Origin of the sequence: Mycobacterium sp. 050134 (genome assembly GCF_036409085.1) — a bacterium.
GTDB lineage: Bacteria > Actinomycetota > Actinomycetes > Mycobacteriales > Mycobacteriaceae > Mycobacterium.
The window spans coordinates 1-11,949 of record NZ_JAZGLV010000028.1 but is presented as its reverse complement, the minus strand read 5'-3'; the positions used below and the strand labels follow the sequence as shown (position 1 = coordinate 11,949).

Annotated in this window: 12 protein-coding genes; 7 read left to right on the top strand and 5 right to left on the bottom strand. The window is 69.0% G+C overall.

The features are described 5' to 3' along the window. Positions 1-42: 42 nt before the first annotated feature. Positions 43-528, top strand: coding sequence for a hypothetical protein (locus tag SKC42_RS24460; RefSeq protein ID WP_330966824.1), 486 nt, complete (start codon positions 43-45; stop codon positions 526-528). A gap of 111 nt (positions 529-639) precedes the next feature. Here SKC42_RS24460 and SKC42_RS24455 read toward each other — a convergent pair whose 3' ends face one another. From SKC42_RS24455 to SKC42_RS24440, 4 genes are all read right to left on the bottom strand, one after another. After that, entirely contained in the window at positions 640-1,455 is an 816-nt protein-coding gene (locus tag SKC42_RS24455) for a L,D-transpeptidase (RefSeq protein WP_330966823.1), read from the bottom strand. Between the two features lie 151 nt (positions 1,456-1,606). After that, a complete protein-coding gene (locus tag SKC42_RS24450; protein WP_330966822.1) occupies positions 1,607-3,034 on the bottom strand; it encodes a phytoene desaturase family protein in 1,428 nt (475 codons plus the stop codon). Beyond that, positions 3,031-4,788, bottom strand: coding sequence for a DUF3556 domain-containing protein (locus tag SKC42_RS24445; protein WP_330966821.1), 1,758 nt, complete (start codon positions 4,786-4,788; stop codon positions 3,031-3,033). The genes SKC42_RS24450 and SKC42_RS24445 overlap by 4 nt, the downstream gene beginning before the upstream one ends. A gap of 94 nt (positions 4,789-4,882) precedes the next feature. Continuing rightward, positions 4,883-5,317, bottom strand: a complete 435-nt coding sequence (locus SKC42_RS24440) for a hypothetical protein (RefSeq protein WP_330966820.1) — start codon at positions 5,315-5,317, stop codon at positions 4,883-4,885. Positions 5,318-5,457: 140 nt separating this feature from the next. Here SKC42_RS24440 and SKC42_RS24435 point away from each other — a divergent pair, with 140 nt between their 5' ends. Genes SKC42_RS24435 through SKC42_RS24425 form a run of 3 tightly spaced genes read left to right on the top strand, consistent with a single transcriptional unit; the run spans position 5,458 to position 9,182 of the window. After that, the gene (locus SKC42_RS24435; protein WP_442932244.1) at positions 5,458-6,291 is read left to right on the top strand and encodes a lysophospholipid acyltransferase family protein; all 834 of its coding nucleotides are present in this window, start codon (positions 5,458-5,460) and stop codon (positions 6,289-6,291) included. 3 nt (positions 6,292-6,294) lie between these two features. Then, complete coding sequence (gene fadD12, locus SKC42_RS24430; protein WP_330966819.1) at positions 6,295-7,938, top strand: acyl-CoA ligase FadD12; 1,644 nt, start codon at positions 6,295-6,297, stop codon at positions 7,936-7,938. Next, positions 7,935-9,182, top strand: coding sequence for an alpha/beta hydrolase (locus SKC42_RS24425; protein WP_330966818.1), 1,248 nt, complete (start codon positions 7,935-7,937; stop codon positions 9,180-9,182). The genes fadD12 and SKC42_RS24425 overlap by 4 nt, the downstream gene beginning before the upstream one ends. Here the strand turns inward: SKC42_RS24425 and SKC42_RS24420 are convergent. Continuing rightward, a complete protein-coding gene (locus tag SKC42_RS24420) occupies positions 9,179-10,126 on the bottom strand; it encodes a GlxA family transcriptional regulator (RefSeq protein WP_330966817.1) in 948 nt (315 codons plus the stop codon). The genes SKC42_RS24425 and SKC42_RS24420 overlap by 4 nt on opposite strands. A gap of 76 nt (positions 10,127-10,202) precedes the next feature. Here SKC42_RS24420 and SKC42_RS24415 point away from each other — a divergent pair, with 76 nt between their 5' ends. Genes SKC42_RS24415 through SKC42_RS24405 form a run of 3 tightly spaced genes read left to right on the top strand, consistent with a single transcriptional unit; the run spans position 10,203 to position 11,684 of the window. After that, complete coding sequence (locus tag SKC42_RS24415) at positions 10,203-10,859, top strand: DJ-1/PfpI family protein (protein ID WP_330966816.1); 657 nt, start codon at positions 10,203-10,205, stop codon at positions 10,857-10,859. Between the two features lies 1 nt (position 10,860). Continuing rightward, positions 10,861-11,199, top strand: a complete 339-nt coding sequence (locus SKC42_RS24410) for a hypothetical protein (RefSeq protein WP_330966815.1) — start codon at positions 10,861-10,863, stop codon at positions 11,197-11,199. Further along, a complete protein-coding gene (locus tag SKC42_RS24405; RefSeq protein WP_330966814.1) occupies positions 11,196-11,684 on the top strand; it encodes a DUF2269 family protein in 489 nt (162 codons plus the stop codon). The genes SKC42_RS24410 and SKC42_RS24405 overlap by 4 nt, the downstream gene beginning before the upstream one ends. The last annotated feature ends 265 nt before the right edge of the window (positions 11,685-11,949 follow it).

The following is an 11,949-nucleotide window of genomic DNA, read 5'->3' as shown; positions in this document are numbered from 1 at the left end:
ATTGATCGCCCAAATACGAAAGCGCTGAAGGAGTCGACGTTCATGACCGTATTTGATCGGTTGAACATCAAAGTGGGTGCCATCGCCGGATTGTGCGGGGCCGCCGCTGTGGCGTTGAGCCCCGATGCGGCCGCCACCCCGCTGAAAGCCGGCGGTTACGCGTGCGTGGAAGGGCAGGCGGGCGAAGCCGCGGCGCCGCTCGCCGGCGGACCCGCGCTGGCTGGCGGAGCGGGAGCGGCCGCTCCGGTGTGTGCGGCCAGCGCTCCGATCGCCGACATGGCCGGCGTCCCCCTGGCCGTCCCCGGCCCGATCCCGGTGGTCCCGGCGGGCGTCCCGCTGATTCCGCTCGGCGCGCCCCCCCTCCCGATCGTGCCGGCCGGCGCCCCGCTGATCGCGCTGGCGGACGGGGTGCCGGCCGGCGCCCCGATCATCGACATGTCCGGCACGGCCAAAGACGCGCCGACCGGTCCGCCGCCCACGGGTGGCCCCGTTCCCGGCCAGCCGTTGCCCGCCGGGCCGGGACACTGACGAGCGAACAAAAAGGACCCGCTGGGACATCCCAGCGGGTCCTTTTTGTGGACCCGGATTGTTTCGGAGCTTGTTTCGGAGCCGACTGTTTCGGGCCCGACTATTCGTGGGCTATTCCTCCACGATCACCGGGTCGCCGATGTTGACCGTGTCGAAGTACCACTGCGCGTCGGTGGGACTGAGGCTGATGCAGCCGTGGCTGACGTTTTCCAGCCCGAGCGAATTGATGGCCCACGGGGCGGAATGCACGAAAAGGCCGTGGCCAGTGATTCGCACGGCGTAATCGACGGGAATCCGGTAGCCGTCCGGGTCGTCGACGGGGATCCCGACGCTGCTGGAGTCCATGATGATCGTGCGCTCCTTGGACAACACGGTGTAGGAGCCGACCGGCGTCGGGTACTCGGGCCGACCCATCGAGGCGGGCAGCACGCCCTCTTCTCCCCAGTGGGGCCGGTGGTGCGGCGCCGGCAGCGAAGGCGGCGGTCCCGCGTCGACTCCGTCGATGCTCACCCGGAACGTGTGCTCCGAGATGCTGGCTACACCGACGACGGCGGGGCCCGTCTCGAAGCTGGTGGCCAGGCCACCGACGGACAGGGCCACCGTTTCGTGCGCCGGCCAGAACCGGTCGGGCAACCACTGCACCACGTCGTTGGCGAGCCACTCGTACCTGCCCGTCATCGCGGGTGCCGACCGGACGTCAAGCGCGCGTTCTGCGGCGTGCCGGCTGGCCGGATCGGCCATCGGCTCCCTGAACTTCACGACCACGGGGTGCGCCACGCCCACGATCGAGCCCGAGGCCGGTAGCACCGACGCGATCGTCGACCCGTACGAGTGACTCGCCGCCGCCAGATTCACCTCTGGCGGCTTTGCCACGACGCTGGCACCGATCACGCTGACCGCAAGAAGACACCGCACAACCGCACGCATGGCCCCAATTCCTGTTTACGGACGTCGTTAACTGACGTCGTTGCAATAGTGATGGTATGGGCGCGTGTCCCGTGGAACTCGAAGGGCGCGTTAGCAATTCGGTCAAGGGTGCGTCACGGTTCGGCCACGGCGGTTAGACCAAGCGGTAACGTCAGCGGTTGCCGCGCTTGCGCAGCCAGCGCAGCGCGGACTCGGCGGCGTAGTAGCCGCACAGCCCGTGGATGCCCGCGCCGGGCGGCGCGGACTGCGAACACAGATACACACCCGGCACGCCGAGTGTGTACGGGTTGACGGCGATCCGGGGGCGGAAGAGGACCTGCAATCGGTCGTTGGCGCCGCCGATGATGTCACCGCCGACGAAGTTGGGGTTGTAGGCCTCCAGGTCGGCGGTGCCCTTGCTGACGGTCGCCACCACGCGGTCGCGGAAGCCCGGCGCGAACCGCTCGATCTGGTCGACGACGGCGGCGGTGGCGTCGCCGCTGTAGCCGAACGGCACGTGGGCGTACGCCCAGACCGGGTTGACGTTCCCCGCCGAGCGGGACGGGTCGGCCAGGTATTGCTGGCCGACGAGCACGAACGGCCGCTCTGCCATCTTGCCTTGCGCGCGTTGGCGTTCCGTGTCGTTCATCTCGGCGAACGTCCCGCCGAGGTGCACCGTGCCGGCGCGGCCGCATTCGGGGTTCGTCCACGGGATGTCCCCCTCGATGACGAAGTCGACCTTGAAGGCCGACGACCCCTCGCGGTAGCGCCGGTAGGAGCGCTTGATGAGGGCGGGCATGGCGTCGCCGTAGATCCGGACCGCCGCGGCGGGGCTGAGATCCAGCATGACGAGATCGGCGTCGGGGATGTCGGTGCGCCCCGTGACGGTGACTCCCGTGGTCACGGCGCCGCCGTGTTCCTCGAGGGCCTTGCCGAGGGCCCGCGTGATCGCGCCGGAGCCGCCCTCAGCGACGGGCCAGCCGTACCGGTGCCCGCTAGCCAGGATCATCAGGCCGAGCGAGGCCGTGAGCGGCCGGTCCAGCCGGGTGTACACGTGCGCGGCGGCGCCGCCGAACAACGCGCGGACCTGCTCGGTACGAAACCAGCGGGCCATGATGGTCGCCGGGAGCAGCGCGCGCGGCCCGAAGCCGGCGAGCCGAAGGGGGTGTCGCGGAATGTTGAGCACCGGGCGGAGCAGATCCTCGGCGAGAGCGTCGAATTCGGCGGCGAGGTCGCCGATGGCGCGGCGCCACCGGGTGGCGTCGGGCCCCATCCCGGCCGTCGTCCGATCGATCGAGCGGTAGAGCACGCCAGCGGTGCCGTCGTCGAGCGGGTGCGCGCAGTCGATCTCCGGCCACTTCCACGTTAGGCCGTAGCGCTGCAGGTCGATCTGCTTCCAGAACGGCGAACCGATGCCCAGCGGGTGGAAAGCCGAGCAGTGGTCGTGGATCACGCCGGGGACCGTGAGCTCGCCCGAGCGCGCTCCCCCGCCGATCGTGTCGCGCGCCTCGAGCACCTGGACCTCGACGCCGTGGCGGGCGAGGTGAATGGCCGCGGCCAGGCCGTTGGGCCCGGCGCCGACGACGACCGCGGTGGTCATCGCGAGCGCTGCGGGTCGCCGGTGGCCAGGACATGGACCGGCAACTCGTCGCCCGGTTCGGGCCACGGTTGGCGGGTCAGCATGTCCTTGACGTCGATGTAGCCCTTCTCGATCACCCCGGCCTTGGCGTCGAGGATGCGGTAGGACTGCCGCTGGATGTGGATCGGCTGCCCCTCGAGGACGATGACGCGGACGTCGCCGTCCTCGAACTGGCACCGGCGTTGCACGGCCTCGAGGAGTTGCTCGTTGTGCAGGTGGCCCTCGCCGAAGTTCCAGCCGACCAGCGGCCCGGCGACGATCTCGCCCTCCCGGATCTTGTAGTCCGCCTCGTCGTCGACAGCGCGGGGCAGCAGCGCGTTGAGCGCCCGGCCGTGCACGTGCATCGCGCGGAACGCCGCCGTCTTGTCGGCCATGATCTCCGCGGTCTGGGGGTCGTAGAGCCGGGCCAGCTGGTTGACCACCAGCGCGGAGCTCTTGATGACCGCGGCGTCGATCTTCTCCTCGACCCCCGCGCGAAAGCACCACACGCTGGTGGCCCAGTTGCCGGCGTAGTAGCGCATGGCGGGGAGAAACGAAATCTTCTCGGGGAACATGTTTCCCGCGATCACGATGGCGACCGCGACGATCACCAGCGCGAGCAGCAGGGGCGAACGCAGGTCCGTCGCGCGAATCGCGCCGTAGTGCCCGAACAGATAGAACAGCGAGAAGATGAAGAAGACGTTCCACTCCAATGGGACACCCATCGGCAGGTTGGAAATGATGTTGAGGTGGAAGATCACCATGAACACGATCAACAACCACCGCCACGGGTGATCGCCGGCAAAGAAGACCAGCACCGTAGGCACCACGAATTCGGCGGTGGTGCCGCCGACATGGGCCATCAGCTTCGGTAACCAGGAGGGGCGCAAGTCGTTGACGTGGTCCAGGTAGAGCGCGTGTTTGACCTGGTTGAACAGCCTCGGACGCAGCAGCGCGTTGTTACTGGTCATCACCGCGACGACGTACGGGAAGTGGTGGTTGAGCTTGGACGTCGCCGCCCCCCACCACAGGCACAGCATGATGATCTTGTAGGCCGCGATCTGGTCGATGAACGGGAAGAAGAACACGAACAGCTTCAGCCAGTAGTGCTCGCCGCGCGCGGCCAAGAAGATCGTTTTGTCACGCAGGCCCAGCAGTGCCAGAGCGACGATCGTCGGGATGACCCGGACGGGGTCGATGAGGCCGACGTCGCCGGCGGCCGTCACGGGCCCGCCCCGACCCGGTGCCAGCAGCGCCCATACACCGCCCGCCAGCACGATCGCGTACAGCGCGACGTCCAACGGGGTGCGGGCGTCCCCGGCGGTAAATGGGACCTTCCCAGGCCAGGCGGGCAGTCGAATTGTGTTGGGGCGCAACCAGTACAGGACACCGCCGATCGGGGGCATGAACCGCCCCGTCAGGGGTCCGGAGCCGCAACCCAGGCCGAGGACCTCGAACAGCAGCGTGAAGACGACGACCTTCTGGTACACGATCGGCTGCGTCCACCAATCGGCGATGTGGCGCAGCCCGCCGAGGCCCGGGGTCAGCGAGATGATCGCCGCAGGCACCCCGACATACAGGCCGATCTTGAGCAGATAGAGGAGGTACACCGCGTACGGAGTCCCGAAACCGTGTTCGGCCCAGTGCCGGGCCACCACCTGCAGCCGCGTGGCCCGCGGCAGGGTGGGCCAGGTGTCAGGGTCGACGTCCGGCAGCTCCGGTGACATGAATCCCATGGTTGGCCTCGCTCCATTGAGAAACCAGCTCGCCAGTCCAATCTATCCGCACGGCCCAATCTATCCGCACGACAACGGCGGCGGGCCGCGGCGGTCAGCGAACCGCGGACACCGCCCGGCGCGCGACCGGACCGCCGTCCCCGCGCGAAAATCGCCGGCGCAGTTGGTCGATCAGGCCGTCGACGGTCTGCCGGTCCCGCTCCTCGCCCAGCGCCAAGCGGCGCAAGGCGCCGGCGCCCTCGGCGTCACCCTTGACGTCGGCCGCGGCGATCGCCTTGCGGTATTCGTCGATCCGGTGGTCGATGAGGCGGCGATTCTGGGCGAGCAACCGCAGGAAGTAGTCGGCCTGCAAACGGTCGGCTGCGGCGGCGCCGTCCTGCGACTGGTCCGCGGGAGACGCCGGGTGGCCGGGCTCCATCCGGACCGGGACTGCGTGGGGCCCGACGGCGGGGCGCTCGCAACCGGCATTCGCCCTGCGTGCGACGCCCGAGCGGACGCTGTGCTCGTGAGTGAACCCTGCGAGTTCCATCGGTTCTCCTCACGCGAGCCGAGCGTCGGGCTTGGTAACAATAGCGCTCGGGGCGGACCGGCACCATATGGTTCGCCGAGCCGGGGCCAACCGACCCGGCGGCGCTGTTGCTGGCTAACATCGAGTGACTCGGCGCGGCAATGCGGCTGCGCCCGAGCCTCAAGGGGAGGACCGTGAGCGACAAACCGGACACCGGAGACATCGACAAGTTCGACCCCGGCCTGACCCAGCGCCTGATGGCCGTGATCCGCCCGGTCTTGAAGACCTACTTCCGCTCAGAGGTGCACGGGCTGGAGTCGTTTCCGCCCGGCGGGGCGCTGGTCGTCGGCAACCATTCGGGCGGCATGTTCCCGATGGACGTGCCGATCTTCAGCGTCCACTTCTACGAGAAGTTCGGCTACGGCCGGCCCGTGTACACGCTGAGCCACGACATCCTCATGACGGGCCCCACCGCGCAGCTCTTCCGGCGCACCGGCTATATCCGCGCCAACCGGGAGAACGCGGCCCGGGCGCTGCGGTCCGGCGGCGTCGTCATCGTGTTTCCCGGCGGCGACTACGACGCCTACCGGCCCACCCTCGCCGAGAACGTCATCGACTTCAACGGCCGCAAGGGGTACGTCAGGACCGCGATCGAGGCCGGGGTGCCGATCGTGCCGGCGGTCTCGATCGGTGGGCAGGAAACCCAGTTCTACCTGTCCCGCGGCACCTGGCTCGCCGAGCGGCTCGGGGTGAAGCGCCTGCTGCGCAGCGCGATCCTGCCGCTCTCATTCGGCTTCCCCTTCGGCTTCAGCGCCGTGATCCCGCCCAACGTGCCGCTGCCCACCAAGATCGTGACGCAGGTGCTCGCACCCATCGACCTGGCGCGCTTCGGTGACGACCCGGACGTCGACGAGGTCGACGAGCACGTGCGGTCGGTGATGCAGCAGGCCCTCACCGAGCTCGCCGCCAATCGCCGCTTCCCAATCCTGGGCTGAGACATGGCATCCCGTCTCAGTGATGCCGTCGGGCTCATCAGCACCTTCAGGCGCGCGGGCGTGCTCGCGCCGATGCGGCCCGACCGCTACCTCAAGATCGCCGCGGCCATGCGACGCGAGGGCGTGGGCATGACCGTCGGCTTCGCCGGCGCGGCGCAGCGCTGCCCCGACCGGCCGGCGCTGGTCGACGAACTCGGCACGCTCACCTGGCGCGAGCTCGACGAGCGCATCAACGCGCTGGCCGCCGCGCTGCAGAAAACGGCTGGGGGCCAACCGAAGGCGGTCGGCGTCATGTGCCGCAACCACCGCGGTTTCGTGGAGGCCGTGGTGGCCGCCAACCGGATCGGCTCCGACGTCGTCCTGCTCAACACGTCGTTCGCCGGCCCGGCGCTGGCCGACGTGGTGAATCGCGAGGGTGTCGACACGGTCATCTACGACGAGGAGTTCACCGAGACGGTGGAGCGCGCGCTGGCCGACAAGCCGGACGCCACCCGCATCGTCGCCTGGGCCAACGGTCAACACGAACTGACCGTGGAGCGGCTGATCAAAGCGCACCTTGGGCAGCGGCCGGAACGCACCGGCGGCAAGGGCAAGATGATCTTGCTGACCTCCGGCACGACCGGAAGCCCCAAGGGGGCCAACCAGTCCGGCGGCAATGCCGGGGTGGGCACGCTCAAGGCGATCCTGGACCGCACGCCGTGGCGCACCGAGGAGCCCGTCGTGATCGTGGCTCCGATGTTCCACGCCTGGGGGTTTTCGCAGCTCGTCTTCGCCGCGTCCATGGCCTGCACGGTGATCACCCGGCGCAAGTTCGACCCCGAGGCGACCCTCGACCTGGTCGACCGGCACCGGGCGACCGGCCTCGCCGTCGTGCCGGTGATGTTCGACCGCATCATGGAGCTGCCCGACGAGGTGCGGAAGCGGTACAGCTGCAAGTCGTTGCGGTTCGCCGCCGCCTCCGGATCGCGGATGCGTCCCGATGTCGTCATCAAGTTCATGGACGAGTTCGGCGACGTCATCTACAACAACTACAACGCCACCGAGGCGGGCATGATCGCCACCGCCACCCCGGCGGACCTGCGCGCCGCGCCGGACACCGCGGGCCGGCCGGCCGGCGGAACCGAGATCCGCATCCTGGACAAGGACTTTCACGAGTTGCCGACGGGCGAGGTCGGCACCATCTACGTGCGCAACGACACCCAGTTCGACGGCTACACGGAGGGATCGTCCGGCAAAGGCAAGGCCTTCCACGCCGGGTTCATGTCCTCGGGCGACGTCGGTTACCTCGACGAGAACGGCCGGCTGTTCGTCGTCGGCCGCGACGACGAGATGATCGTCTCGGGCGGCGAGAACGTCTATCCCATCGAGGTGGAGAAGACGTTGGCCGCACACCCCGACGTGGCAGAAGCCGCGGTGATCGGCGTGGACGACGAGCAGTACGGCCAGCGGCTGGCGGCGTTCGTGGTGTTGAACCCGGGCGCGTCCGTGGACAAGGCAGCGACCGTCGACACGCTCAAACAACACGTGCGGGAGAACCTGGCCAACTACAAGGTGCCGCGCGAGATCGCCATCCTCGACGAGCTTCCCCGCGGCAGCACCGGCAAGATCCTGCGCAACGAGCTGCAGGCCAAGGTGGACGGCGCGTGACCCCGAGGCCACTGCTTCGCGCGGCGGTCGAACTTGCCAACGCCGCCAACGGTTTACGGCCACTGGCGCGGAAGGGCTACATCACCGTCCTGGTGTTCTGGTTCGGCTGGCCGACGTCGGAGGTGCCGGGCGTGTACTTCTCCGTCTCGCTGCTGGACGCGCTGCGGCGCGCGCGGCGCGGGCACTTCGCCGGGCGGCGGGGCAGGGCGGCGCTGGGCATGACCGTCGCGTCGTGGGCGATCCTCGGGCTGATCCGCTACCGCGGCGTCACCACCCCGGGCCCCGTTCTGGAGGCGGGGCTGCGCGAGCAGCTGGGCCCGGACTACGCGAACGAGATCGCCGAGCTGCCCACGCAGCCGACCCGCAGCGGGCGGCGCAACCTGCCGTTGAGCGGCACGGTGGCGCGCCGCCGCTACGTCGAAAAGACCAACGTCGTGTCCTACGGCCCGCACGGTCGCGCCAATCTCGCCGACATCTGGCGCCGCCGCGACCTGCCGCGCGACGGCAAGGCCCCGGTGCTGCTGCAGGTGCCCGGCGGCGCTTGGATGATCGGGATGCGCCGCCCGCAGGCCTATCCGCTGATGAGCCACTTGGCCGCCCGCGGCTGGGTGTGCGTGTCGATCGGCTACCGCGTCTCCCCCGTGCACACGTGGCCCGACCACATCGTTGACGTCAAGCGGGCGCTGGCCTGGGTGAAGGAGAACATCGCCCGCTATGGCGGCGACCCCGAATTCGTCGCGATCACCGGCGGCTCGGCCGGCGGCCACCTGTCCGCGCTGGCGGCCCTGACCCCGGGTGACCCCAAATTCCAGCCGGGCTTCGAGGATGCCGACACCTCCGTGGTCGCGGCGGTCCCGGTGTATGGGCGCTACGACTGGTTCTCCACGCGCGGCGAGGGCCGCCCGGAATTCATCGGCCTGCTCGAAAGGCTGGTCGTCAAGCGGAAATACGCCACCCACCGGCACGTCTACGTCGACGCCTCGCCGATCCACCAGCTGCACGCCGACGCCCCGCCCTTCTTCGTGTTGCACGGCCGCGACGATTCGCTGATCCCGGTCGGCGAGGCCCAGGAATTCGTCGACGAACTGCGCGCGGTGTCGAAGTCACCCGTCGCCTACGCCGAATTGCCCAACGCGCAACACGCTTTCGACATCTTCAGCTCGCCCCGGGCGCACCGGTCGGCGGAGGCTGTCGCGCGGTTCCTGTCGTGGGTGTACGCGACGAATCCGCCCGCGCGCGACTAGGGCTTGCCCGTCGCACGGAAGGCCGTGCGATAGGCCTGTGGCGACACGCCCACGGCGCGCTTGAATTGCTCGCGGAAATTCGCCGCAGATTCGAAACCCACGCGGGAGCCGATGCTTTCAACGGCCTCGGACGTGCCCTCCAGTAGCCGCTGCGCGTGGCGCACCCGCGCACCGGTCACCCACTGGATCGGCGTCTGACCCGTCTCGGTCTGGAATCGGCGGTTGAGGGTGCGGATGCTGGTGGACGCATACGCCGCGATCTCACGCAGCGTCAGCTTCTGAGCCGCGTGCGCCTCGATCCAGGCGAGCACCCCGTCGAGCTCGGTATTGGTGGGCCGCCGGTTGCGCACGATAAACTGCGCCTGGCCGCCCGCCCGATGCAATGGCGCGACCGCGAGGCGCGCGGACTCGGCGGCGACCGCCGACCCGTAGTCCCGCGCGACCATGTGCAGACACAAGTCCAGACCCGCCGACGCCCCGGCCGACGTCAAGATCTGACCCTCGTCCACATAGAGCACGTCGGGGTCGAGATCGACGGCGGGATAGGCGGTGCGGAAGTCGGCCGCGCCCAGCCAGTGGGTGGTGGCCCGCCGACCGTCCAGGACGCCGGCAGCCGCGAGGACGAACGCCCCAGTACAGATGGAGGCGATGCGAATTCCGCTGTCGTAGGCCGCTTTCAGGGCCACGACCAGCGCCGGCGGCGGCGCCGACACGGGGTCGTTGCAGCCGGGCACCACCACTGTGTCGGCGTCGTGGAGCGCGGCGATCCCGCGTTCGGTCCCGATGCGTATCGAACCGGCGGTAATTTCCCGTTCCGTGCCGCACACCTCGACCCGGTAGCCCGCCGTGCCGTCCGCCAGCCTGACCCGGCCGAAGACGTCGATCGGTGTCGCCAGGTCGGAGAGCACGCAATCCGGCGACGCGACCACGGCGACTCGGTGCATCTTTGGCAATATACCGGCGTGATGTGTCCATCTAGCCACTAGCACCGGCGACGATGCCCTGCCAGCATTGGCGGCTGTGTTTGCGCAAATCGCTCTGATCGACGACTTCGATGCGCTCGACGTCATCGCGCCCTTCGAGGTGCTCGCGGCGGGCGCCCGAGCGGTGGGCGGGGACCTGACCGTCGAGTTGGTCTCGGCCGATGGACTCCGTGAAGTCGCAAGTGGCACCGCGGGTGTCACCCTGACGGCGGCCGGCGCCCTCGACCCGGAAAAACCCGGGTACGTGGTGGTCCCGGGCGTCAGTGGGCCAATCGCGGGCGACCCGGACGACGGTATCGACACAGTCCCCGTCCTGCTGGCTCGGGCGCTCGACACCGCCCTCATCCCGTTGCTGCGCCGCGGATTCGACAGCCCCGACGTCGTCGTCGCGACCGTCTGCGGGGGATCCGCGCTCCTGGCCATGGCCGGCCTGATCGAGAACCGTTACGCCACAAGCCATCACCTCGGCATCGAGCTCCTCCACGCAGCGGGGGTCAACGCCGTTCGGGCGCGGGTGGTCGACGACGGGGACTTCATCAGCGCAGGTGGGGTCACCTCGGGGCTCGATCTCGCCTTTCACCTCCTGGAACGCTCGTACGGTCCGCGTATCGCACACGCCGTCGAGGAACTATTCGAATACGAACGCCGGGGCATCGTGTGGAGGCCAGCGGGACGCCAACCACGGGAGTTTTGAGATGACCATCGTCGGAGAGTGGGACGTCACCATCAAGACGCCGATCGGGTCCCTGGCCGTCACGTACTCGTTCAGCCCGGTCGACGGTCGCCTCGACGGCACGGCCATCTTGAACGGCGAAACGACACCGGTACAGGACATTTTGGTCGACGGCGGCAGGGTGACCTGGCGGCAGTCGGTCAGCAAGCCGATGCGGCTGAACCTCGAGTTCGACGTCGTCGTCGAAGGCGACGAACTGAGCGGGCATTCCCGGGCCGGGCGGCTCCCCCGCTCGAAGGTGACCGGGCGCCGCAATCGTGAGGGGCCCCGCCCCCAGAGGGCTGACGGGGCGACCGGATGAGCGCTTTCCTATTGTCGGTCCACCTGGTGACGGCGATCCTCGCGGTCGGTCCCATCGCGGTGGCCGCCAGCATGTTCCCGCCCGCGGCCCGCGCCGCGCTCGCGGCCGGCGATCAACGAGCGGCCACCGCGGTCCGGGTTCTGCATCGAATCGCCAACGTGTACAGCGTCGTCGGCGTCGCGGTGCCGTGCTTCGGATTGGCGACCGCCGCCAGCCTCGGAGTCCTCGGCCAGGCGTGGTTGCTGGTGTCGATCGCGTTGACCGCCGTGGCCGCCCTCGTCCTGGTCGTGCTGATCCTTCCCGCCCAGCGGGTGGTTCTCGACGGAATCCAGGGCGCTTCGTCCATCGGCGCTCAAACGGCCGAGGCGTTGGCCCTCCTTGCGCGTCGGCTGGCGATGCGGACCGGCATCTTCAACCTGCTCTGGGTCGTCGTGGTCGTGCTCATGGTCCTGCGGCCGGGCTCGACGACGGGGGTGGGGCTGTGAAACCGTGCGGCCTCTTGGCTTCTCGGATGGGGTGACGGCGCGGAACGATTATTCTCTTGTGTCACTTTGGTTTCTGTGGTCACAATGCGGCCGGTTTTGAGTTCCTAACGGATGTCAAGCGACGTGTTGGCTCGTAGGCTTGGGTGTGGCGGGCCTGGATGTTGGAGCGTTTGGCGACTCCTGTGACTCCTGGCCCGCCGCCTGCTTGCGGCGGTTTCGCATGCGTTGGTGGCGGACGTTGTCTCGGCGGCGTGGCTCGATCTGG